The sequence below is a fragment of the Acinetobacter kanungonis genome, assembly GCF_009939195.1.
Classification (GTDB): domain Bacteria; phylum Pseudomonadota; class Gammaproteobacteria; order Pseudomonadales; family Moraxellaceae; genus Acinetobacter; species Acinetobacter kanungonis.
The window spans coordinates 1-24450 of the sequence record NZ_JAACKC010000006.1; the positions used below are offsets into that span (position 1 = coordinate 1).

The 24450-nt window shown below is 39.1% G+C and carries 27 protein-coding genes; 11 read left to right on the top strand and 16 right to left on the bottom strand.

What is annotated here, in order from left to right; all coding sequences use genetic code 11:
* Positions 1-296 precede the first annotated feature (296 nt).
* From GWK51_RS12105 to ftsY, 4 genes are all read right to left on the bottom strand, one after another.
* A complete protein-coding gene (locus tag GWK51_RS12105; protein WP_161933915.1) occupies positions 297-953 on the bottom strand; it encodes a DUF2057 family protein in 657 nt (218 codons plus the stop codon).
* A gap of 227 nt (positions 954-1180) precedes the next feature.
* Complete coding sequence (locus tag GWK51_RS12110; protein WP_161933916.1) at positions 1181-1774, bottom strand: nitroreductase family protein; 594 nt, start codon at positions 1772-1774, stop codon at positions 1181-1183.
* 169 nt (positions 1775-1943) lie between these two features.
* The gene (locus GWK51_RS12115) at positions 1944-2630 is read right to left on the bottom strand and encodes a nitroreductase family protein (RefSeq protein WP_161933917.1); all 687 of its coding nucleotides are present in this window, start codon (positions 2628-2630) and stop codon (positions 1944-1946) included.
* Positions 2631-2804: 174 nt separating this feature from the next.
* Positions 2805-3908, bottom strand: a complete 1104-nt coding sequence (gene ftsY / locus GWK51_RS12120) for a signal recognition particle-docking protein FtsY (protein ID WP_100241647.1) — start codon at positions 3906-3908, stop codon at positions 2805-2807.
* 252 nt (positions 3909-4160) lie between these two features.
* Here ftsY and GWK51_RS12125 point away from each other — a divergent pair, with 252 nt between their 5' ends.
* Both GWK51_RS12125 and GWK51_RS12130 read left to right on the top strand, forming a co-directional pair.
* The gene (locus tag GWK51_RS12125; RefSeq protein WP_161933918.1) at positions 4161-5468 is read left to right on the top strand and encodes a M16 family metallopeptidase; all 1308 of its coding nucleotides are present in this window, start codon (positions 4161-4163) and stop codon (positions 5466-5468) included.
* An 11-nt stretch (positions 5469-5479) separates the two neighbouring features.
* Complete coding sequence (locus GWK51_RS12130) at positions 5480-7072, top strand: M16 family metallopeptidase (protein WP_235941142.1); 1593 nt, start codon at positions 5480-5482, stop codon at positions 7070-7072.
* Positions 7073-7405: 333 nt separating this feature from the next.
* Here the strand turns inward: GWK51_RS12130 and GWK51_RS12135 are convergent, their stop codons facing one another.
* The gene (locus GWK51_RS12135) at positions 7406-7768 is read right to left on the bottom strand and encodes a hypothetical protein (protein WP_100241649.1); all 363 of its coding nucleotides are present in this window, start codon (positions 7766-7768) and stop codon (positions 7406-7408) included.
* Between the two features lie 219 nt (positions 7769-7987).
* On the opposite strand from GWK51_RS12135, the gene GWK51_RS12140 reads away from it, so the two are divergent.
* The 3 genes from GWK51_RS12140 to GWK51_RS12150 all read left to right on the top strand — a co-directional run bounded on the left by GWK51_RS12140 (position 7988) and on the right by GWK51_RS12150 (position 9303).
* On the top strand, positions 7988-8221 hold the full coding sequence (locus GWK51_RS12140) for an SEL1-like repeat protein (protein WP_100241650.1): 234 nt from the start codon (positions 7988-7990) through the stop codon (positions 8219-8221).
* A 136-nt stretch (positions 8222-8357) separates the two neighbouring features.
* Positions 8358-8732 (top strand): DUF2750 domain-containing protein, encoded by a 375-nt coding sequence (locus GWK51_RS12145; protein ID WP_100241808.1) that lies wholly within the window; start codon positions 8358-8360, stop codon positions 8730-8732.
* 139 nt (positions 8733-8871) lie between these two features.
* Positions 8872-9303 carry a CBS domain-containing protein gene (locus GWK51_RS12150; protein ID WP_100241651.1) on the top strand — a complete coding sequence of 144 codons (432 nt, stop codon included), beginning with the start codon at positions 8872-8874 and terminating at the stop codon, positions 9301-9303.
* A gap of 57 nt (positions 9304-9360) precedes the next feature.
* Here GWK51_RS12150 and trpB read toward each other — a convergent pair whose 3' ends face one another.
* From trpB to GWK51_RS12195, 9 genes are all read right to left on the bottom strand, one after another.
* The gene (trpB, locus tag GWK51_RS12155; protein ID WP_161933920.1) at positions 9361-10569 is read right to left on the bottom strand and encodes a tryptophan synthase subunit beta; all 1209 of its coding nucleotides are present in this window, start codon (positions 10567-10569) and stop codon (positions 9361-9363) included.
* Positions 10570-10646: 77 nt separating this feature from the next.
* A complete protein-coding gene (locus GWK51_RS12160; RefSeq protein ID WP_161933921.1) occupies positions 10647-11834 on the bottom strand; it encodes a vWA domain-containing protein in 1188 nt (395 codons plus the stop codon).
* Positions 11835-11847: 13 nt separating this feature from the next.
* Positions 11848-12699 (bottom strand): AAA family ATPase, encoded by an 852-nt coding sequence (locus tag GWK51_RS12165; RefSeq protein ID WP_161933922.1) that lies wholly within the window; start codon positions 12697-12699, stop codon positions 11848-11850.
* A 20-nt stretch (positions 12700-12719) separates the two neighbouring features.
* Positions 12720-13103, bottom strand: coding sequence for a hypothetical protein (locus GWK51_RS12170; RefSeq protein WP_161933923.1), 384 nt, complete (start codon positions 13101-13103; stop codon positions 12720-12722).
* A 20-nt stretch (positions 13104-13123) separates the two neighbouring features.
* A complete protein-coding gene (locus tag GWK51_RS12175) occupies positions 13124-13426 on the bottom strand; it encodes a YcgL domain-containing protein (protein ID WP_161933924.1) in 303 nt (100 codons plus the stop codon).
* A gap of 132 nt (positions 13427-13558) precedes the next feature.
* A complete protein-coding gene (locus tag GWK51_RS12180) occupies positions 13559-14701 on the bottom strand; it encodes a ribonuclease D (RefSeq protein WP_161933925.1) in 1143 nt (380 codons plus the stop codon).
* Between the two features lie 241 nt (positions 14702-14942).
* On the bottom strand, positions 14943-15539 hold the full coding sequence (gene recR, locus GWK51_RS12185; protein WP_142768662.1) for a recombination mediator RecR: 597 nt from the start codon (positions 15537-15539) through the stop codon (positions 14943-14945).
* A gap of 56 nt (positions 15540-15595) precedes the next feature.
* A complete protein-coding gene (locus tag GWK51_RS12190) occupies positions 15596-15925 on the bottom strand; it encodes a YbaB/EbfC family nucleoid-associated protein (protein ID WP_100241659.1) in 330 nt (109 codons plus the stop codon).
* A gap of 27 nt (positions 15926-15952) precedes the next feature.
* A complete protein-coding gene (locus GWK51_RS12195) occupies positions 15953-17140 on the bottom strand; it encodes an O-succinylhomoserine sulfhydrylase (protein ID WP_142768661.1) in 1188 nt (395 codons plus the stop codon).
* Positions 17141-17273: 133 nt separating this feature from the next.
* On the opposite strand from GWK51_RS12195, the gene GWK51_RS12200 reads away from it, so the two are divergent.
* The 5 genes from GWK51_RS12200 to GWK51_RS12220 all read left to right on the top strand — a co-directional run bounded on the left by GWK51_RS12200 (position 17274) and on the right by GWK51_RS12220 (position 21453).
* Positions 17274-18374, top strand: a complete 1101-nt coding sequence (locus GWK51_RS12200) for an alpha/beta fold hydrolase (RefSeq protein WP_161933926.1) — start codon at positions 17274-17276, stop codon at positions 18372-18374.
* Between the two features lie 10 nt (positions 18375-18384).
* On the top strand, positions 18385-19257 hold the full coding sequence (locus GWK51_RS12205; protein ID WP_161933927.1) for an NAD(P)-dependent oxidoreductase: 873 nt from the start codon (positions 18385-18387) through the stop codon (positions 19255-19257).
* A gap of 86 nt (positions 19258-19343) precedes the next feature.
* Positions 19344-19613: a YARHG domain-containing protein gene (locus GWK51_RS12210; RefSeq protein WP_100241663.1), complete on the top strand. Its 270-nt coding sequence runs from the start codon at positions 19344-19346 to the stop codon at positions 19611-19613.
* A 45-nt stretch (positions 19614-19658) separates the two neighbouring features.
* The gene (locus tag GWK51_RS12215; protein ID WP_161933928.1) at positions 19659-20078 is read left to right on the top strand and encodes an HIT family protein; all 420 of its coding nucleotides are present in this window, start codon (positions 19659-19661) and stop codon (positions 20076-20078) included.
* A gap of 256 nt (positions 20079-20334) precedes the next feature.
* Positions 20335-21453, top strand: a complete 1119-nt coding sequence (locus tag GWK51_RS12220; protein ID WP_161933929.1) for a porin — start codon at positions 20335-20337, stop codon at positions 21451-21453.
* Positions 21454-21491: 38 nt separating this feature from the next.
* Here the strand turns inward: GWK51_RS12220 and GWK51_RS12225 are convergent, their stop codons facing one another.
* Both GWK51_RS12225 and GWK51_RS12230 read right to left on the bottom strand, forming a co-directional pair.
* Complete coding sequence (locus GWK51_RS12225) at positions 21492-22889, bottom strand: methylenetetrahydrofolate reductase C-terminal domain-containing protein (RefSeq protein WP_161934032.1); 1398 nt, start codon at positions 22887-22889, stop codon at positions 21492-21494.
* A gap of 143 nt (positions 22890-23032) precedes the next feature.
* The gene (locus tag GWK51_RS12230) at positions 23033-23503 is read right to left on the bottom strand and encodes a DUF6231 family protein (RefSeq protein ID WP_161933930.1); all 471 of its coding nucleotides are present in this window, start codon (positions 23501-23503) and stop codon (positions 23033-23035) included.
* A 32-nt stretch (positions 23504-23535) separates the two neighbouring features.
* Between GWK51_RS12230 and GWK51_RS12235 the strand changes: the two genes are divergently transcribed.
* On the top strand, positions 23536-24408 hold the full coding sequence (locus tag GWK51_RS12235; protein ID WP_161933931.1) for a DUF2797 domain-containing protein: 873 nt from the start codon (positions 23536-23538) through the stop codon (positions 24406-24408).
* Positions 24409-24450 lie beyond the last annotated feature (42 nt).

The following is a 24450-nucleotide window of genomic DNA, read 5'->3' on the forward strand; positions in this document are numbered from 1 at the left end:
ATCTAATACCTCGTCAGTATTAGATGCTGGACTCGATATTTGAAACAACTCAACACTTCGTGCTTCGTTCGTTTCCGTCTATCTCGTCGGTATGCTGCGTATTCTATACAGTTTTAATTCAAGCGCAAGCGTATTTTATAATTAATTATAAAATACACCTTCAAGCGATCAATATTTAATCTAATCGAATATTTATAGCACTATTTTTTTATTTCACAGACTTTTTTTACACATTGCTACATAGTAAAAAGCTCGGTAAATTTTCATTTACCGAGCTTTTTACTATTAAAGACAACTTAATTTGCTTGTTCTGCGACCCAGCTCATAAATTTTTGACGCTCCGTTTTATCTGCTTTTTTCCATAACTCAATTAATTGCTTATCAACTGCACTTACTTGAGTGCTTAATTGAGCCGTTTGGGCTGTTACTTGTGGCGCTGCATAGACTGCTGGTGGTTGATTTACAGGTGCCTTAACATTTTTTTGAGTTAAGTCGACTGCACCACCAAACATGCTACGGCTCAACCAAGGTTTCTGCTCTGTATTTGCACCAGTCTGTTTTACAAGTATTTGCTGTTTCTGATCATAAAGCGCAACTGTTGGCTGTTCAGCATATTTCTTTGCATCTTCAAAAGTTTTTGGAGCATTAACCAATGCTAGTTGGTAAGTTTGATTATCTTGTAAATTTGGTGTTTTCAATGTCACTACACCTGATTTAACAATGTCATGTTCGCCAGACATATGTTCAAAATATTGAATGTAACGAAGGCTTATGCTTGAACTACCTGCATCCAATTTATAGGCATTGTTTTCAGAGCGAAATAAACCAGTATTTACCTCTTGATCATTCACAGCAAGAATTTTGATTTCTTCTGGCGCTGTAACTGTTACTGCTGAAAATACCGAACCACTTACCATCAATGCCGCTGCAGCAAAGGTTAAACGTAAAGCCATTTTGCTTTCTCTTCATTCATTGTTAAATTTTAGTTGCACTATGCAAGTTATAAATGACAATTTTATGACAAAGTCATTTTTGAAAGACAACCCTTTTTTCGGATTTTATTTTTATAAGCTTTTTATACCAGTTGGAATAGTCATTTGGTCGATACAAAAGAAAATGCGATGATTTTTTATAGAACTTGTCCACAGCCATCTTCTAATAAATGACTGTGGACATATTTTTAATTAAATGTTTTGAAACGTACACTATCATCCATATAAGTCTTTTCACCCGCAGGTGCTTCAATCGAGCCTATAACTAATTGTGCACGCAATTTCCAATGATCTGGAATTGAATATGTAGCTGCAACCTCAGCATCAATGACAGGATTATAATGTTGTAATGATGCCCCAATATTCTGCTCAGCCAATGCTGTCCATACTGCATATTGAGCAATAGCTGATGAATGTTCAGACCAAACTGGGAAATTGTCCGCATAGAGAACAAATTGTTCTTGCAATGATTTCACGACTTCTTGATCTTCATAGAAAAGTACTGTCGCATAACCTGCTGCAAAACCATCTAATTTTTTGCTGGTATTTTCGAATGCTTCTGCTGGAACCATTTTACGTAATGTTTCGCGAACGATTTCCCAGAAGTTATGATGAGCCTGGCCAAACAATGAAACCACTCTTGAAGTCTGTGAATTGAAAGCTGATGGACTTTCTCGCACAGCATTTTTAATTATCTGTTCGACTTGGGCTTGCTCAAGATTTATATTTTTACCAATTGCATAAATTGTACGACGTTTTTTCATATGATCTAAGAATGCCATTTTCATTTCCTCAACATTTTGTTTGTTTATATAGAGAGTTATATCTCAATTTTCATGGTTCTATCTTAAGCACTTTGTAAACTATATAAAGCCCTATCATTGTGACAGTCTGTTTTATATTTAGAACGTTCTCTTATTAATCATACATGCTTTAAACTTAAGTTAGATTTCATTTTAAAACCATGAATTCGGCTTGATTCTTATTTGAATCACTCTTTACATCATCTTGCTCAATTGAACCAAATACAAGCTGAGTTTGCAGTTTCCATTCCGAGCTTACTTTCAAATACTGTGCAGTCTTGTAATCAATCACGGGATTGTAATAGTTTAAGTTCGCACCCAAACCGACTTCTGTTAAAGCCATCCAAACTGCATATTGAGCCATCCCCGAAGCTTGTTCAGACCAAAAAGGAATTTCCACGGAGTCTAAAGGTACATCCTTTTGTATTTTTCTAATCTGCTCTTGATCTTCAAAAAATAAAACCGTTCCATACGATGCCAATGATTGCTTGATTTTTATTGCGGTAGCTGGAAAAAGATGTTCTGGTGTTTGTTTTTCCAGAATCTCATAAACTAAATTCCAAAAGTAGGTATGTGCCTTAGAAAATAAGACAACAATACGGGTTGTCTGTAAATTCAAAGCAGATGGGCAACTCAATACAGCGGTATGGATTAACTCAGCTAAATACGATTGATCATAGTGAATGCGTTTTCCTAATTTTTGCATAGAATGACGTTGTTTTAATTGTTCTAAATACAATATCTCAGTTGATGCATTTTCATTTTTTCTATTAAAAATTAGGTCTGGTGTAATTTCAGTGGTTAGCACTTGGCTAAGCTTATCGAATAGTGCCATCAATTTCCCCGAGAATGCGTAATACACATATTTTTTTTAAGTGTTTTATTTTATTCTTTTATTAGACAGAAATAACGAGATATTTAAAGTCTACTGTTGTATTTTAAATCAAACAATTAAGCCAAAAAAGATAAACTCCGCATTTTGCGGAGTTTATGTGAAATATATTACTTTTTACTTTTCAGTTTCAAACAATGCTGCGACAAATGATTTAGCAGAGAAAGGACGTAAATCATCAATTTTCTCACCCACCCCAATGAATCGAATTGGCACATGGGTGCGACTTGCAATATTAAATAGAACGCCACCTTTAGCCGTTCCATCTAATTTCGTAATCGTGATACCCGTAAGACCAACTGCCTCATCAAATAGTTCAACTTGGTTAATCGCATTTTGCCCTGTGCCCGCATCTACCACCAACATAATTTCATGTGGTGCTGTAGCATCAATTTTTTGCATGACACGCTTAACTTTCGTGAGCTCTTGCATCAAGTTACTTTTGTTATGTAATCGTCCAGCAGTATCCGCAATCAGGACATCCACACCTTTTGCACGTGCACTTTCAAAAGCATCAAAAATGACAGAAGCACTATCTGCACCATGACCTTGTGAAACAACAGCAATATTGTTGCGCTCGCCCCAAATTTGCAATTGTTCTGTTGCTGCGGCACGGAAAGTATCGCCAGCGGCAAGCATCACTTTTTTGCCTTCACCTTGTAAACGTTTCGCAAGTTTACCAATGGTTGTGGTTTTACCAACACCGTTAACACCCACCACCAAAATTACAAATGGATTCTTATTTGGGTCAATATGTAATGGCTTTACACGTGGAGCCAATAAATTCACCAACTCTTCTTGTAATGCTTTATACAAAGAATGTGAGTAAATCAGATCACCACGTGCAGTACGCTCAGTTAAATTTGCGATAATCGCTTTAGTCGCATCAACACCAATATCTGCGACTAAAAGTTGTTCTTCAACTTCTTCAAGTAATTCATCATCAATTTCTTTGCCACCGATCAGGATATTTACCATTCCATCAGCAAAGTTTTTACGGGTTTTGGTTAAACCCTCTTTCATACGGCTAAAGAAGCCGCCTTTAGATTTTTCTTCAGTTTGCTCATCGGAGGTTTCTGAAACTGAAGCAACGATTTCTTCAGCCTTTGGAGTCTCGATAATAGGAACATTTACCGCAGGTAAGCTTGGTAAAGTTACGTCATCATCCCCAATATCAGCATCAATCAAAAATTTATTTTGCCCAGTAGATTGTTGTTGCATGCCGAATCCTTTGAAAAGCAGCGTGTTAAAAGACAATGATTTTAGCATAAAAGATAAGGATTTTCTTTATCTTGCCTGATTGTGTGTAGCAGCTACAAAAATCAACAGCTCAACCTTGCATTTATGGGTGAATTTCTTAAAAATAAATTTAAAGACCAAGCTTTGTGAGCCACTCAAGTGTTTGGACAAAATAAGAATAAATACCAAGAATTATTCCATATACATCTCAGTATATTGAGCTTCACATGTCTTATGTTTTGCACTCCAGTCTATGCTAAACCTCAACAACATCTCTCGAACCCAACAACAGAAACAACTCTCGACAATGGACTAAAAGTCATCATTCGTGAAGATCATCGTTCCCCGATGGTAATGACTCAAATCTGGTATGCCGTAGGTAGTAGCGATGAACCTGATAATCTTTCAGGTATTTCTCACGCTTTAGAACATATGATGTTTAAGGGAACTACCAAAGTCCCGAATGATGAATTTACCCGCCTCAGTCGCTTATATGGCGGCAGCGTCAATGCAGCTACTTTTACTAACTACACCAACTATTATCAACTTTACCAAAAGGATTATTTAGCACTCGCGTTAGAGCTTGAATCAGATCGTATGAGCAACTTAGTCTTAAGGCAACAAGATTTTGAAACAGAAATGAAAGTCGTCATGGAGGAACGTCGGCAAAGAATAGATGATAATCCTCGTACACTTGCATTTGAGCGCTTTAAATGGATTGCCTACCCCACCAGCCATTATCGACAACCAGTCATTGGCTATATGAAAAATTTAAAAATGCTGGCTCTAGAACATTTGAAAAAATGGTATCAAGACTGGTATACCCCCAATAATGCAATTTTAGTAATTGTGGGTGATGTAGAAGCCACTGCCACACTTGAACTCGTTAAACGGTATTTTGCTTCGATTCCAGCTCAAAAAACACCATCAAGAAATGATGTACTTGAAGTAACCAATTTGGGCTATCGACAACTCGAGGTCGAGTTACCTGTTCAAGTGCCTAATCTCTATTTGGCTTGGAATGTTCACTCTCTCGCTACAGCAACAAATCCACAAGATGCTTACACACTGGTCATCATTAAGAATATTTTAGATAGTGGTATCACTTCTCGACTACAAAACAATTTGGTTCGTGAGCAGAAGCTTGCCACATCTGTCAGTGTTTCCTACGATCCCTACAATCGAGGAGACAGTTTATTTAGTATTTCAGCCTTACCTGCGAATGATGTGCCATTGCAAGATATTGAAAATGCGATACTCAATGAACTAGAGCAATTAAAAAGCACCCCTGTCTCTACTGATGAAATCAATCGCGTGATTACTCGTTATGTTGCAGATTTAATTTATAGTCAGGACGATATTGCTGGGCAAGCCAGAATTATTGGAACATTGGAAATCAATGGATTGAGCCATCGTATTCTTGATCAACTCCCACAACATTATGCGGCGGTCACACCCGAAGATATTCAACGCGTCGCAAATACCTACTTTAATCATAACAATAACAGCAGCATGTACATACTGCCAGAACAAGAAAAATAATGGATAAGGTTATGCAAAACATACCACTATGCCTCATCACAGCACTTTTATTTATTCCAACGAGTTATGCCGAACTTATCGATAAAACTAAAACCGCTTCAATTGAACAGTTTAGCTCGCTTAACCAACTAGATAGCCTTCAAAATATTCAAGAAAACTCTAAACTGACAGTACCTCATGTGTATGAACTGAAAAATAGATTTCATGTGCGATCACTCTTTGTAGAATCTCCCTCACTCCCAATGGTAGATATTCAACTTACTTTTAATGCGGGTTCTGCGCGTGATCAAAGCATCGGTACTCATCTTTATGGTCTATCCAATATGGCTGCTCAACTTTTAGATGAAGGCACTAATCACTACTCAGCTCAGGAAATTATTACTACTTTTGAAAGTGTAGGTGCGAAGTTCAGTGTCTCAGCACACAGGGATATGTTTATTGTCAAACTCAGAACTTTATCCGATCCATCAAAACTAGAACCAGCATTAGATATGCTCCTTGAAGTGCTTAATCATTCTACCTTCAAAAATTCGAGTATCGATCTTGTTTTGAGTAATACCGCTGTCGGACAGAAACAATTAAAAGAAAACCCCAGCCGAATGAAAAATATTGTGTTTTATCGTACTTTATATGGTAAGCATCCTTATGCAGAACCGATTACTGGCACGCAAGCCAGCATTAAACGAATTAACCCAGAGAACTTAGTACAATTTCGACAAAAGTATCTTGTTCATCAAAATTTAAATATTGCGATTACAGGGCAACTAAAAGAGAAAGAAGCACTTAAATTAGCTGAAAAAATAGCAAAACATCTACCCGATGGTGAAAAAGCAACACCATTACCTGCTCCAGCATTACGCTCAGATTTCAATATTCGGCACATCCCTTATAAATCGAGCCAAGCACATATCATTATGGGAGAAATAGTAACAACCCGTGATGATCCTGACTATTTAGCATTACAAGTTGCTAATCGTATTTTTGGCACAGGCGGATTCAATTCTATTTTAAGCCAAGAACTGCGTGTAAAACGGGGATTAACTTATGGGGCTTATAGTAGTTTTAGTTTTATGCAAGCAGCTGGTCCATTTAGCTTAGGCTATTCCACAGAGCAAGATAATCTGCTCGAAAGCATTCAAATTGCACATCGTGCTTTGGTCAATTTTATCCGCGAACCAATTGATGAAAAGCTACTAGAACAAACCAAGCTAGGCATGTTAAGGGCTTTTCCAAATAACTACAGTAGCAATGCGGCAATCAATGCTCAACTGGGTTCTATAGGGTTTTATGGTTTGCCCACAGATTATTTGAATCGTTATAGCGATGAACTGAACCAGTTGACCACAGCACAAGTGCAAAATGCTATTCATAAGCATTTACATCCAGATCGACTCACTATCATTATTTTTAGTGAAAAATTAGATAAAGCAGCGTTAAATCAAATTTTACAAGACAATCTCAACATATATAAAAATACAGAAAGATCTAAAACATCAACACCTTCAAATGCTAACGAACCGTATCATCTGCCAAAGGAGGAAGCTCCTTTGCCTGATTCTTTTCAACATGATACGCTCGCATTAATTTCAGATAATGACCTCTAGTCATCTTTTTTTTCTGAATTAATTGTGACGCCATATCTTGTGTGGAAGGATAATAGGCTTGCTGTGCGAGTTGACGAACTTGTAAGTATTGATCAGGCGTCACTGGACGAAAAAGTGCGAAAGTTGCTAAAAAAAGAATTGCAACAATAATAAGTAAGACCAAGAAATAATAAAAATTCTCTAATTTGAAATAACGATAAAATTGAATAATTTTTTGCTTTGCGCTATGCATACACTACCTCGAATGAACTGGTAGTGTAGGTTGGCTCTATTAGAATCTCAAGGTTATTTACCCATTCTCAACCACAGATGGTTAAAAATGGGCAATCCGTGTTATCCACTGGTGATATTACGAACAACTGCAAAATATAGAATAAATGCGATTAAAGCCAATGCCAAAACAATCGCGAACACCCCCACCCCGTGTTCAGCATCTGCTGGATGCAAATCTTCATCATCAGCAATACGGCGTAATTCCCCATCATACATTTTGTAAAACTCAATGCGCTGTTGTGGCTCAAGTGTACGTGTAAAGTCATAAACACGTTTACGCTGTGCCAAACAATAGTCCCCTAAATGAATTTCATTGTGAAAAACAGCTTCATCAAGTTGTTGTCTATGATAGTGTGCCAATTCAATGATTTTCTCGGCATTGAGCGGTAATTCAAAAGCGAAGCCATCTATTGTATTTGTCATATTATTCTCCTTTTAATTACAGTATCCTGTATTTCCATCTTAATAAAAAAACTTTTTGACTATTGTTTAATCATGTAACTTGAAATTATATATATGCACCCCATATCTTATTTGACTTTTCACCTAATCTGTAATATTAGTTTAATAATACTTAGTTAAATTAGTATGAAGACTAAAAAAGTCGAGCTGTGCAATCATAATTACAATAAGGAGTTATCTATGATTCAACAAATTTCTCATCATGAGTTAGAACATGTGTACGCAAATGCAGTAAACACAATTCAATCGCAAAAAAACTTTGTAGATGCTGTTCAACAATTGGAAGAAGTGGCACGTGCAGGCCATGGCAAAGCGGCAATGTTCTTAGCTGAACTTTATTTTCAAGGTTTCCGTGTAGAACGTGATTCGTTAAAAGCACAATACTGGCAGAAAATGGCCACAATGCAAGCATAATGAAACGTCACTTAGGTGGCGTTTTTTTTGGCTTAAATATTACGAACATATTTATTTACGATTTATCGCAAAGCTTACACTGAAATTTAATCTATTTTTTTTACAATAACTCATGACTTCACAATGTCTGTCCAATATGAAACAAATTAGTCAATTACAACCGATAGCAAAAGACTTGTTTTTTAAAATTACTATTCTGAAATCCATGATGTACTGCGGTGTGTTATGGGGACTCTACGATCAAGGTTGGGCGATCATGTCCGACCAAGATGATTTTATTTTTCCGTTCTGGATGAACAGTGTACAAGCGCATAAATATGCAAAACTACATTGGCCAAGTTATACCCCACGTAAAATCACACCCGCTGATTTTCAGAAGTCTCTTTTGCCAACCCTGACTCGCTTAAAAGTCATTCCAGCACTCTGCAATTCATCTAGTCAGAAATTCAAATTGACCACTCAGCAAATGCGTCACTTTTTCTTTGCTGATGTGCAATTGCAGCCTGCTTAAAGCAAATTAAATTAGGTGTTTACTCTAAACACCTAATTTTTTCAATTTTATGCAATTTATGACTGCCTAGGTATTTGCATTTTGCATATTTCAAGTTAAGTTAAAAGTCAAACAATAAACAACAATAGAGATGTACAATATGACCAAAGTAGCACAAGTCCTTCAAGATAAATCAGAACAGACCATTTTCACAATTCGTCCAGATTCAACCGTATTTGAAGCAATTACGCTTATGGCAGATAAGGGCATTGGTGCTTTAGTGGTCACAGAAGATGAACGCGTAGTCGGCATTGTCTCTGAACGTGATTACACGCGTAAAGTCGCCTTAATGGAACGTACTTCATTTACCACCAATGTCAGTGAAATTATGACAGCGACTGTTCTCACTGTTACAACAGGCACCAGTGTAGAAGATTGTCTAGAGTTAATGACGGTTCGCCACCTCCGCCACTTGCCTGTGGTTGAAAATGAGCGACTGATTGGCTTAATTTCAATTGGCGACTTAGTTAAAGCAGCCATGGCAGATCAAAAAAACTTAATCGATCAGTTACAGCAGTATATTTCGGGTTAAACCCGAAATTGATGCATAAAAAGGTCAGCTGATTACTGACCTTTTTACATTCATAACTTAATTCAAACCGAGCTTATCTGCGACATAGTCTGAGTCTTTGTCACCACGACCCGACAAGTTCACCACGATTTTCACATCTTTGGCTAGTTTTGGCGCTTCACGTAAAGCCCATGCCACAGCGTGTGAACTTTCTAAGGCAGGTACAATCCCCTCCACACGAGATAAGGTCATGAACGCATCCAAACACTCTTGATCGGTTGCTGTTGTATATTCAACGCGACCTAAATCTTTCAGGAAACTGTGTTGAGGACCAACACCTGGGTAATCCAGTCCTGATGCGATGGAATGAACCGGCAATGGCTCTCCTTGCTCATCTTCCAACACATAACACGCCATACCGTGAATTTGGCTTGGCTTACCTAAAGTTAAGGTTGCCGAATGCATTTTGGTATCTAAACCATGTCCAGCAGGCTCCACACCCACTAATTTCACATCTGCATCATTCAAGAATGCTGTAAAGGCACCAATCGCATTAGACCCCCCACCGACACATGCAACCACATAATCAGGGTTTTGACCAAAGCGGTCATGAGTTTGTACTTTTATTTCCTTGCCGATAATGCTTTGGAAGTCCCGTACCATTTTCGGGAATGGATGTGGACCAACCACTGAACCAATCGCATAGATATAATTCTTCGGATCTTTCAGATATTCTTCAAAAGCACTATCCACCGCATCTTTTAAAGTTGCTGTGCCACGAGTCACAGAAATTAATTTGGCACCGAGAATCTTCATTTTGACGACATTGGGATGCTCTTTCTCGATATCCACTTGCCCCATATGAATTTCACATGGAATTCCCACCAATGCACACGCTGTTGCCAATGCTACGCCATGTTGCCCTGCGCCTGTTTCAGCAATAACTTTGCTTTTACCCATATACTTCGCAAGCAAAGCTTCGCCTAAACAGTGATTGATCTTATGTGCGCCAGTATGATTCAGGTCTTCACGCTTTAAATAAATCTGTGCGCCACCCAATTGCTCAGATAAACGCTTGGCATGGAATAACGGGCTTGGACGTCCGACATAGTTTGCAAATAAATCGGCAAGCTCATTTTGAAATTCGGGCGTATGACGAATTTCTTCATATGCCACATTAATTTCATCCATGGCTTCTTTCAAGTGTGGGGGAATATATTGACCACCATAGGGTCCAAAAAAGCCTTCTGTGTTTGGTAAATCAATCCCGTTAATTTGGTGATTCATCTCTTACTCCCCCCTTTCTCTACATTTATTATGACTTACTCTTAACAGCACAAATTCACTGAGTTGGCCCCATGAACTTAGCGTGCCAAATATTTTGTTAAATCTTCTACGCCTTTCAAAGTCATTGGATACATATGCTGATCAAAAATCTGCTTAATGGAACCAATGGTTTGCGTGTAATGCCAGTAACTTTCTTGTTCTGGATTCAGCCAAGCGGTTTTATCAAAATGCTGACGTAGGCGATGTAACCAAACCTGACCAGACTCATCATTCATATATTCCACTGAGCCACCCACAGAATTCAGTTCATAAGGTGCCATACTGGCATCCCCTACGACAATGACACGATAGTCGCGGCCATAGGTATGAAATAGATCCCACGTATTCATACGTGTGTTTGAGCGACGGACATTGTCCTTCCAGACATAATCATATAAACAATTATGAAAATAGAAATATTCCAGCGTTTTGAATTCTGTTTTTGCAGCACTGAATAATTTTTCACATTGCGCAATATGAGAGTCCATTGAACCTCCCACATCAAACAACATTAATACTTTGACGCGGTTTCGGCGCTCTGGCACCAATTGCACATCCAAAATGCCTTGTTTTGCAGTTTCTTTAATGGTGCCATCAATATCTAGCTCTTCAGCAGCACCTTGTCGCGCAAACTTACGTAAACGGCGTAATGCCATTTGCATTTGACGCGTGCCCAGAATCTGCTCATCATCCAGATTACGGTATTTACGCTGTTCCCAGACTTTGACTGCGGAACGTTTTCGTCCAGGACCGCCAATGCGCACACCTTCAGGATGATCACCAAAAGCACCGAAGGGCGAAGTTCCGCCTGTGCCAATCATACGATTGCCACCCTGATGCTTTTTATGTTGTTCGCGCAACCGCTCTTCCAACATTTTCATCAGCTCTTCAAGAGAACCTGCTTTTTTCAGTTCTTCTCGTTGTTCTGGGGTGAGATGCTTCTCTAAAAGTTCCAGATCAAACCACTCTTTCGGCAATTGCTGGACTTGGTTTAACAACTCGTCCAAATTGAAGGTCGAAATGCCATCAAAATAGTATTTCATGCCACGGTCAAATTTATCAAAGAAACGCTCGTCTTTGACCATAATGATTTTGGCAAGCTGATAGAACTCTTCCTGATCGGCAAAAACCAAGCCTGACGCGACCGCCTCATTCAGATCTATAAGCTCACGCGTAGAGACAGGCACACCGTATTTGCGTAAGGTATAAAACAAGCGCACGAACATGCGTGTTTCTCCTTTAGCGACGTGACATAAAGGCTAAACGTTCAAGCAACTGTACATCTTGCTCATTTTTGATTAAAGCGCCATAAAGTGGTGGAATGGCTTTAGATTTATCATGATTGCGTAAAACATCATCAGGCATATCATCTGCCATCAATAAACTCAGCCAATCAATCAATTCTGAAGTTGAAGGTGGTTTTTTAAGACCCGGTACCAGACGCAATTTAAAGAATACTTGTAGTGCTTCGTTCACCAGCGCAGTTGAAACTTGCGGAAAATGTACATCAATAATTTCGCGCATGGTCGCTTCATCTGGAAACTCAATATAATGGAAGAAACAGCGACGCAAAAAGGCATCTGGCAGCTCTTTTTCATTATTTGAGGTAATGATTACGATTGGGCGCTGTGTAGCCGTAATCGTTTCACCTGTTTCATACACAAAGAATGACATTTTATCGAGTTCGTGTAATAAATCGTTAGGAAACTCAATATCTGCCTTGTCAATTTCATCAATCAACAACACACAACGCTCTTCACTGGTAAATGCTTCCCACAACTTACCCGGTTTAATATAGTTCTTAATGTCGTAGACACGGTCATCACCCAACTGGCTATCACGTAAGCGTGAAACGGCATCATATTCATACAACCCTTGCTGAGCTTTGGTTGTCGATTTGATGTGCCATGTGATCAGTTTTAAACCCAAACTTTGCGCAACCTGCTCTGCCAATAAGGTTTTACCTGTTCCAGGCTCACCTTTGACCAGAAGTGGTTTTTGTAAAGCACGTGCAGCTTTTACTGCCAGTTTTAAACTATCAGTCGCGATGTACTGGCTTGTACCAGTAAATTGTTGAGTATCAACAGACATGAGATGACCTTATTTTTTATTTAAAGTGGTGAACTTTTCTCGTTAATTACAGAAATTTCGCGTTTATCGCTATATTTAGACCAGCAATATCCCACGATCAAACCCAAACCAAGAACACATAGAATTGCAGATAAATTAAACCAGATCAGTGAATGCTCTTTGGTGAGAACACCAAACATTAACCCAAAGAAAGCTGGTGCAATTGAAGCATTTGTCCCTTCAGAAACCGTTGGGGTAAGCATGACGGCAAAAACAAACACCCAACTGATGCCACCGAACGGTTTAGGTAAACGCTTTGCGATTGCATACCAGCACCATAAAATGATGATGCTGCCAAGCAAATACACACTGATTGCAATCGTATCTTCAGGAATTGTGTCTAAAATTGAAAGAAGATTATCCATAGTACAACTCCTGAAAATGATTAAGCGCCACGCAAGCCTTCTGGGGCTACTGCATTCGGATTAATTAACCCTTCTGGTGGCATTTGAATAAAGAAACCTTTGGTTTCAATCGAATCCATTACATGCATTACATTGGCACGTGCTAACTTACGCGTTTCAGTTAACTCAATGTGCATCACAAAAGTTGCATGACCAAAAGCATTACGTAATACTTCTGGAACAACTTCTAATGGATTTGATGCTTCTGCATCATTTTCAGCAGGACGAGCAACATAGAGATACATCTCATCTTTTTTGCTCGATTTATAGATAGAACAATGCATGCTTAGAACATTACTTCACTTAGAAAATACAGCGTCAAGCATACAACAAAAAATAATCTGATTCAGTAGTGATTATTAACGCATCAGTCGTCAATTTGTCTAAGTGTCAATTCTTTAGACAAATAGCTCCGACTATTGCGCAACTTGCATTTGTGTTGACAAATATTGCTGATCTTCGTGCAGGACTTGAATGAGCGGTTTGGTCAAAAGCTCATAGCGCCAGCCCAGTAAATAATTCGGCAAATCCTGCTCATCAGTGCCTGACACAATATGTTGATATAGCGCATTGAGCCATTTTTTCCGCAGCAAGACTTCTTTTGGTACTGCCGTTTCATTGACTACGCTTTGAATCACAGCATCAACTTTATGACCTATTTCTTTAGATGAATGACGAATTGGACGTGCTAAGCGTAATGGCCACTCTTCCTGAGCAGGTATAAATTTCAATAAATCCAAAATGGTTTTGCCATGCTCACGCAGTACATTCTGACGAATATCCTTGATACTGCTCAACTGAAAATGGTTTTTAGGATTTTTCTCAACCAAATCAATAATGGACGAGTTTCTAAGAATAAAGCTGCGCGGCTGATTCAGTGCTTTCACCATTTGTTCACGCCAAACGGCCAATTGCTGAATTTGCATTAGCTGGCGGCGTGAATGACGGTAATTGCCAATATCTTGATATAGCATCGTCAAAGGCGTTTCTTGACCAATTTCATAAGTCAGATTACGGCAGTCTTCCTGTGCAAAATCCAATAACTGCTTTTGATTCAGCTCTGATCTGACTTTTTCTGCCAAAGCCATAATGTACAGCACATCATTGGCTGCATAATTCAATTGTTCAGAAGACAGTGGGCGCGCCAACCAGTCTGAACGTGTCTGATCTTTATCAATATCCACATTCAACATGTTTTTTAGCGCATTTTGATAACTGACCTGCAAACCATGTCCTAAAAATGACATCCCGATTTGCGTATCAAATACATTATTCAGTGACTTATCTTGAGCATAATGATAAATCAGATCGATATCTTCCCCGCAAGCATGAAAGACATTCAATTGCGCAGCAAAAATCTTTTTCCAGAACAGCGTTAAATCTAGGGTAGTGCCATCCAGCAAATAAACTTGATCCGCAACATTTATTTGAAATACCCCTAGTTTAGGCCATAAGGTATCCACTTTAATAAACTCTGTATCAAGTCCATAAATGGAGTTTTGGTCCATGATGGACAAAAAGTTTTCTAAATCTGTCTGATGCTGAATAAACTGAAACATACTGCCGAGTCTAGGATTAGATTCTCTAAAAAGCTATCTTACCTGATATATAACAATTAGCTATAAAAATTTTCAATTTAGACTAAAGAATTACTTAGTTTTTAGTATATAAGCTCTATTTATCTGTTTATTTATACATTTTTTATATTATGGATTTTTTAAAAATATACCAATCGTTAAAATAAAACTTAAAAAATGACCCATTCTATCGTGATTAAATCTACATGAAACAAGCCGAAACTTATTTCATGCGCATACGGTTATGTACAGCCTGACTCAGCGTATGGCTATCAACATATTCCAACTCACCGCCTTGTGGTACACCTTGAGCAATTCTGGTCATATGTACAGGCAAGTGTTTACATGCTTCGACCAGATAATGCGCGGTAGCTTGACCTTCTACAGTTGCATTGGTCGCCAGAATGACTTCGTTAATCTTCCCATCCGTTAAGCGTTGTACCAAATGTGGAATTCCGATTTCATCAGGTCCAATCCCATCAAGTGGTGACAGATGCCCACCAAGTACATGATATTTACCACGGAAACTGCCACTCTGCTCAATTGCCATTACATCGGCTGGTGACTCAACTACACATAAAAGCTGGTCATCACGCTCTGTAGAAAGACAAATATCGCAAACTTCATCTTCAGTTAACGAATGGCAGACACAACATTCGTGAATATGATTGGTTGCTTCATTCAAGGCGTGTGCCAAACCCACCGCACCTTCCCGATTTTTCATAATCAGATGCAGTGCCATACGCTGTGCAGATTTCGGACCCACACTCGGTAAAATTCTTAAAGCTTGAACCAACTGTTCAAATCGATCACTAAACACTTAATTTTCTCAATAAAAATACCTCCCTAATAAGGGAGGTAAGACACCACTAGGGATTAGAACATGCCAGCAAGGCCTGGTGGCAAGCCCATACCTGAACTTGCACCTTTCAAGCGCTCTTCAGAAATGACTTCAGCTTGACGTGCAGCATCATTCATTGCAGCAGCGATTAAGTCTTCAATCATGTCTGGATCATCTTGTAATAATTCAGGATTAATCTCGATACGCTTTACCACATTACGGCAAGTCATGGTAACTTTAACTAAGCCACCACCCGCTTCTGCGTGAACTTCAGTTTGAGCAAGCTCTTCTTTGGCTTTTTTAAGATTAGCTTCCATATCTTTTTGCATGCGTTGTGCTTGCTGCATCAGCATATTAATGTTCATAAAAATCTCCGAACATAAAATTAAAAATTAAATTAAATCTAAACCGCGTGCGATATCACGAATAATATCATCAATATCTTCTAAACCAACAGAAACGCGAATTAAACCTTCGCTAATCCCCGCTGCTTGTTTTGCTTCAGCTGACATTCTGCCATGTGATGTCGTCGCAGGATGGGTAATCGTTGACTTCACATCGCCCAAGTTACTGGTAATCGATAAGAAGCGCGTGTTGTCGATGACCGTCCAAGCCCCTGCACGCTCGCCTTGCACCACAAATGAAACCACGCCACCAAAACCTGATTGTTGTTTCTTCGCCAACGCATGTCCTTCGTGGTTTGGCAGACCCGCGTAATACACTTTTTCGACTTTAGGATGCGCATCGAGCCATTCTGCTAATTTTTGCGCACTGGCACAATGTGCTTTCATACGTAAACTTAACGTCTCTAAACCCTTTAAGAAGATCCACGCATTAAATGGGCTCATTGAATTACCGAGTGTACGAATAACACCGTTAATTTCTTCAACCAATTTATCTTTACCTACAACCGCACCACCTAAAGCACGACCTTGACCATCAATATATTTCGTTGAAGAATAGATAATCAGGTCAGCACCAAACTTAATTGGTTGCTGTAAGATTGGGGTACAGAAAGTATTATCAACAGCGAATAAAGCGTCATGTGCATGCGCAATATCAGCAATCGCTTGCATATCTCCCACTTGAGCCAATGGGTTCGACGGGGTTTCAATAAATAAAAGACGTGTATTTGGACGAATTGCCGCTTTCCAAGCGTCTAAATCTTCCAAGTCTACAAACGTAACATCGACACCAAACTTGATAACATATTTCTCAAACAGCGAAATGATCGAACCAAATACAGCGCGTGAACACACCACATGATCGCCCGCTTTTAAGTAAGCCAAAGTCACAGCATGCACTGCTGCCATACCTGAACTGGTCGCAACTGCACGTTCAGCACCATCTAATACGGCTAAACGTTTTTCAAATGCTTGTACAGTTGGATTGGTATAACGTGAGTAAGTATTACCTTCAATTTGTCCTGAAAATTTAGCTGCTGCATCTGCTGCATTTTCGCAAACGAAAGAAGATGTTAAGAAAATAGGCTCACTATGCTCACCTTCAAAAGTACGTGTGTGTCCGGTACGAATCGCTAAAGTGTCTAATTGATATTCGATGTCGTCGTATTGGCTCATTTCTACGATTCAGTTCTCAGAACTGCCTTTGTGAATAATTGCCAACATTTTGAGCGCCTACGGCATTTCAGGTCAAGGTAAAATATAAAATTATCGTTTAGACTTCGAGCAAATCTTTTGGTAGGTCAATAAAATGCCCATAACAACAAAACTAAAACACAAGATCAGTCGTCATAAAGTTCAGCTTAACAACTTATCCACCCGATTCTTTAAGCAACATTCGCTTATTCTTTCCGAAAGTACGCCTTATGAAATTGTGGCATATAACGATTATGCCAAAGTCCGTTATTATCCAGCACCTGTGAGACACTTCGTTGAACCTCTCGTTCTAGTCGCCCCATTTGCAATTAATATGGCAATCTATGACTTATTTCCTTACCGATCTTTAGTGAAACATTTTCAGAATCAGGGTTTCGATGTGTATTTGGTGGAATGGAAACATTTTCGCTCTCGCGACCACCATATTCATTTTTTAACCATCATTGACTATGCCTTGCCAGACTGCATACAGAAAATACGTCAACATGCGGGTTCCGAGCAAATCTCACTGCATGGTTGGAGCATGGCGGGTATATTTGTCTTACTTTATAGTGCCTTGAAACAACCTAACTTTGTAAAAAATTTAATTGTTTTAGGCAGCCCCATCGACAGCTATGCCTCAGGAATCATTGGTAAGCTAAATCAAGGCATGTACCAATTCATTCAACGTCATCAAACGTTGAATCAACTCTTATTCTCCAAGCAAATACCTAAAAGATATACCCATACACCAGGTCGCTTAAATTCGATTGGCTTCAAAATACTGGACCCTAAAGGATGGTATGCGAGCTATAAAACATTATTCAGTAATTTGGGTGACCTCGAAACTGTTCAAGAAAATGCGACCATTGGACACTTTCTGAATAATATGATTGATTACCCTGGTGGTATCAACCAAGACATGATTTTTAAGGTCTGGCTTAAAAATGAACTAAAACATGGTGTTATTCAACTCGAAGATAAGCAAATCAATTTAAATTCAATCACCTCATCGCTGTTGATTGGCGCAGGTCAAAGCGATCAGCTGGTTACAGCAGATGCAATAAAACCATTAACTGAATTGACAAATAGCCAAGATGTCACGTTTACTCTTATCCCTGGAGGACATTTGGGTTTAATGTCAAGCAAAGCCAGTGCTGAACAATTTTGGCCCGAATTAACCTCATGGCTAGAACAAAGATCGACAAAGAAATAAAGGAAAGACCATGATTCATTCAGTTGCATTTATTGGCTTAGGCGCGATGGGCTATCGTATGGCGGCTCATCTCCCTAAGCATTTTGAAACCGTTTTTGTGTGGAATCGAAATTTCGCTAAGGCAGAACAACATGCAACTGAATACGGCACCCTCGCAGTACCTTTACAGGATGCAGTTCAGGCAGACATCATTTTTTCTTGCTTACCCACTAGCCAAGACGTTGAAGCATTAATTTCAGGTCTAGAACTAAAAGCTGGTAGTATTTGGATTGATTGCACGAGTGGTGTACCAGAGTCTGCTAAAAATCTGGCAGAAGCTTTAAACATAAAACAGGTTTCTTTCTTAGATGCACCTGTAAGTGGTCAAACGATTGGTGCAGAAAATGCAACTTTAACCGTAATGGTTGGTGGTCAAGCTGAAGCATTTGAAAAAGCGTTACCAGCCTTACAGGCGGTTGGCAAGCTGATTAAACATGTAGGAGATTCTGGCGCGGGATTTGCCGTTAAAGCGGTAAACAATATGCTGCTTGCTGTGAACCTATGCTCAGTTGCGGAAGGATTTACTACATTAAAAGCACATGGTGTCAATCTTGGCGAAGCATTGGATTGTATCAATGCATCGAGTGGTAAAAGTGGCGTCACTGAAACAGTTTTACCTCAGCGCGTATTAAATCGTAGCTTTCCACTGACCTTTGCGTTACCTTTATTAGCGAAAGACACTGGTATCGCATTAGATTTAGTTCGAGATGCCAAACTTTCCGCGCCAGTCATTGCTCTTACCCAAAGCCTCATTCAAGCCGCAAGTGATCTTTCGCCAGCCGAAAGTGATTTTTCTTCTGCCGTTAAATTATATGAGTCTTGGAGTAAAATTACCCTAGAGTAATAAATTGCCATTGAAGATGACAAATTAAACCCAATATTGTAATAAGGTGTTTAAAACATACTGTTACAAACCATGAGGAAACTCTTATGAGTAAGTTGCTTATTGCTTGTCTTGCAGGTCTATCAACTTTTATTGGTGCCAATACGTTCGCTGCAACACCAGAACAAGAGTGCCAAAAACTGAAAAATGATCATGATGTCATTTATGCATCTAAAGGTTTCTGTTTCAAAGACCCTGAAGCAAAAGCAAAGTTTGGTAATGACAACTGCTATACAACCAAACCAAAGTTTTCTGACAAAGAACAACAACGCCTTGATGAAATCAAAGCGCGTCAGAAAGAGCTGAATTGTAAATAATCACTCAGTCTCCTTATTTTAAGGAGACCATTTAAAGGAATAATAATGGCTTACGACGATCAAAATATTTTTGCAAGAATTTTGCGCGGTGAACTTCCAGCAATTAAGGTCTATGAAGATGATCAAGTTCTTGCATTTATGGATATCATGCCACAAGCAGATGGTCACACCTTAGTCATTCCAAAAACACCCTCGATCAGCCTATTAGATCTTCCTGCTGAGGCAGCCGCTTATACTATTCAAGTGACACAAAAAGTGGCACGTGCAATGGAAAAAGCCTTAGGTGTAGATGGCATTATTTTAATGCAACTTAGTGGCGCTCCAGCGGGACAAACCGTCCCACATGTCCACTTCCATCTTATTCCTACCAATGTGCATCAGCTTGGAAAACATGCTGCACAAATGGGTGATCAAGAAAAGATTAAGGCGCAAGCCGAAAAGATTAGAGCAGCATTAGAAGCATAATGTATTGATTCGAACATTAAAATGGAGCCATAAGGCTCCATTTTTTTAACCGCCTAAAAAGTAAAACACAATAAATCCGATAGTTATCCAAACACGCATCGTCATCAAACTGTCATTTAGCTTTCACCTTGCTGTCACATAGTTTGCAGATACTGCATAGCAAGTTGGTGAGCTATGTAACGAATTGTACAGAAGCGAACTAAAAATAAGAGTTTGTAGGCACTTGCCATAAAAATCGTGTTTTGGAGAAATCTCAATGAAAAAATTGCTACTTGCTGCAGCAGTGACAACTTTAAGCTTAAACGCAGCACAGGCAGCGCCAACATTGTACGGTAAACTTAATGTTTCGATCGACAATGTTGATAACAAAAGTTTTGATGGCAACAGTGATGTTACTGAAATCAACTCTAACTCTTCACGCTTCGGTATTAAAGGCGAAGAAAAGTTAACAGAGAAATTATCTGCTATTTATTTAGCTGAATGGGCAATTGCTACTGATGGTTCTGGTTCAGATACAGACTTAAGTGCGCGTAACCGCTTCATTGGTTTAAAAAGCGATGGCATCGGCTCACTAAAAGTTGGTAAGTTTGACTCATATTTCAAAACTGCTGCAGGCAATAATCAAGATATCTTCAACGACCACACTATACTTGATATCACCAATATGATGTATGGTGAAGAGCGTTCAAACAACGTACTTGGCTTTGAATCAGACCCTAAACTTCTTGCAGGCTTATCATTCAATGTAATGTTCCAGCAAGGTGAAAGCACAACGGATCCGGCCAAAGGTGCAACAGGTAACGACGATACTCGTAATAACTTTGGTGATGCTGTTTCAGCTTCTGTTAACTATGACAATAAAGATTTAGGTCTTGCGCTTGCCGTAGCTGGTAACTCAGGTATCCAAGGTAAATACAACGCGTATAGCTTAAAAGATATTTATTCTGACGCTTACCGTGTAACTGGGTCTTATGATTTCGGTACAATCGGCCTTAAAGGTTTAGTACTTGGTGGCTTATGGCAGCACGCTGAACCTACTGATGACTTAACAGCTTATAACACTGGTAAAACAGATGCTACGACTGGTAATGCTATCACCGCAAACTACAAAGGCTTAGAAGAAGACTCTTGGATTGCAGCAGTTACTTACAAAATCGGCAATACGCCTTTTGCTGTAAAAGGACAATACCAATCAGCAAAAACTGCACGTGATGGTTATGATGATCGTACGATTGACCAATACGGTATTGGTTTAGACTACAAAATTAATAAACAAGCACGTTTCTACGGCATCGTAGCTCAACAAAAACGTGATTGGTTAAATGATGATGACAAGCGCACTGTAATTGGTACTGGTATGGAATACAACTTCTAATCCAACCTTGTTCAAAAAACACGCTTCGGCGTGTTTTTTTATTTAGGCTTAAACCAATTTACCCAAGAGCTTGTACCACGTGATTCTATTGGCACGGTATCAATCAGACGATCTTTTAAAATACCAGTTTGACGTGTCTGTTCCGCTAAACGCGCTTTGACTGAATGAATACATTCGCGATCACCAAATTCACACCGATCCAACGTGGTACCACCACAAGGACCATTTGCTAAACCTTTTGGACACGTTTCTGGGCAAATATACAATGTATCTGCAAGGCGACACTGACCACAGCTCTCACAGCCGACTACCCCATGTTTAGAGAAATATTCAGACTTAATCAGCAATTGATTTGCAAAATGGCCCGACCAAAGCTTGGCATTAAAAAATTTACGTCCAACATTTCGTGCGATCTTGGAATCAAACATTGAATCATGCATTAACTGCATGGTTTTAAACTTCAATAGTTGTTCGGAGGACACTGATTTTTTAAATCCTTCGACCTTAGGCTTCAGCTCATCCCCAGTTATTAAGCAATTTAATATCTTCCATTCATGTAAACACTGTTCCAGACTAAAATTTTTAAATCGTTCTAAAGCACCTTCTAGCTTTCTTTGTTCCTCAATCTTATGACAAGCAGACAAATGTACACCTGCATAACCCCAATGACGGCAAATCAAAATCTGTAAGGCACAGCGTGCATAAACATTTTGTTCTGCAAGAGTAAGATTTGACTCTTGTTCTTGCTTAAGCAATTCAAGCAGGTGTTGTGTTAAAACAATGCCCGCAACTTTATGCTTATGCATAAATTCTGCACGTGCCAAGGTTAAGGGCATCACACAAGCATACAGATCAACACCAATATGATGATCAGCTAAATACTGTTTAGCCTGCTTTAAAGCATCCAAATCAAATCCAAGCTGGGTAATGACATAATCAGCCCCTGCATGGACTTTCTTATCTAATTTATAGTATTGGGCAGCATGCTCAGCATGGGCATATTTAAAAGGATTAAGCGCCACACCCACTTTTATTTCTGGTGCCAGCTTTTTCGACTGCATTACAGCATTGACTGATTCTAAATAGCGTGTACGTGTTGTATTAGCTTGACCATTCTGATGCTGCTTTAACTTATCCCCTGTCAACAACAAAACATTTGAATACCCCTGATTTTGAGCTGCTTGAATAAAGCAGTCGAAATCTTTGATATCCCGCCCTTTGCCCGAAAAATGCAAAATTTTAGGAATTTCGGCAGCATAATTCTGTGCTATCGCTAATGGTTCAGGATCATCATCAGTTCGTACGCGATCAGCGATGGTCATCATGACAGGATAACCTGCTATATGTGATGGCACAGGCTGTACATGTTTGGTCGGCAAGAATTCTAGAAAAATAGAAAAAGGCTGATACGAGAAAGAATCAGGATGTAGAGGCATAATATCAGGAAGATCAGTGACAAAAGTCAAAAATAATCGCTTTATTATAAAAGATGAAAATGCTCATATGCAAAATAAATAAGTGCCTTATAAAAATTGAATTCTACAAAGCACTCAAAAGAAACTATTTGGCTATCAAATAATTACCAGCGGAATTTGTTCCAGTTTTCAGGATTCGCCCAATATTTGGAATTAAACCAATCTGGTACATGCTTATAGTTCAAAATATTAAATTGCCAGATCGCCAAACCACCACACTGCTCTGTTTTTTCAATCAGCTGAGTGAACCCCAGTGCACGCATCAGCTTTACATCCTGTTCACCTGTCACCACGACCAGTTTTTTGGCCATTAGATCACGCAACTTGACCAAGAACTGTGATTTCACTACATCGGATAGGCTATGCATTTCAGGGTTATCCAATAATACAAAGCCCAAATCATATCGCTGCGTAAAAGGCAGACTTAAAAACTCAGTTACGTTAAAATAAGTCCAACGAATTGATTGATTCTGGTCATATTGTTCTAAATTTTGACCAATACACAATGCAGTTTGAATAGGCTGTTCCTGAGATAAATCGTCTAGCATAGAAGTGATGACATTCTGTTCAGCCATAACTGCATCCTTATTATTTGAGTGAGCTTTTCATGGAACTACAAGGCATTTGTCATAAAATGCATGCAGGTCTCAAGGACCTTAGTGTAACTGATCAACAGACTCGCAAGGCAAATGTTGAATACAAATTTATCCTAGATCGCGCAGAAATTGAGCTTCCATTCAGTCTAGGTCAAGAAATCGAGTTAGAATGGACGGGTAACATCTACTGTGTATCTTGCGGCAGTAAAACCCCCAAGTCTTATTCACAAGGGCATTGTTTTAAATGTTTTAAAACCAAAGCTTCTTGCGACATGTGCATTATGAAACCTGAAACTTGTCATTATCATCTCGGAACTTGCCGTGAAGATAGTTTCGCACATGAGGTTTGCTTCCAGCCTCACATTGTTTACTTAGCCAATTCCAGTGCTTTAAAAGTCGGTATTACTCGCCTAGGTCAAATGCCGACTCGATGGTTAGATCAAGGTGCAACTCAAGCCCTGCCTATTATGAAAGTGGGTTCTCGACGTCTTTCAGGGCAACTAGAAATCATGTTTGGCACTCAAGTAGCAGATAAAACCGACTGGCGCAAACTTCTAAAAGGTGAAGCTGAACCCTTAGATTTACTAGAAGTACGCGAACAGCTGATTGAAGAATTTGCGCCAAAAATTCAAACCATTCGCGATGAGTTTAGTCAAAACCTAGAATTCAATGAAACGGTTGAGCTACTGGAAGATGAACTACCACGTGAGTTTATTTATCCTGTAGAGCATTATCCGGAAAAAATTAAGTCACACAACTTAGATAAGACCCCCACTATTCGCGGTAAATTACAAGGCATTAAAGGTCAATACTTACTGCTTGATACAGGTGTAATTAACATTCGCAAATACACTGGTTATGAAATTATTCTACGCGCTGAATAATTTCATCATGTTATAAGCATAAAAAAACCAGCCTAGGCTGGT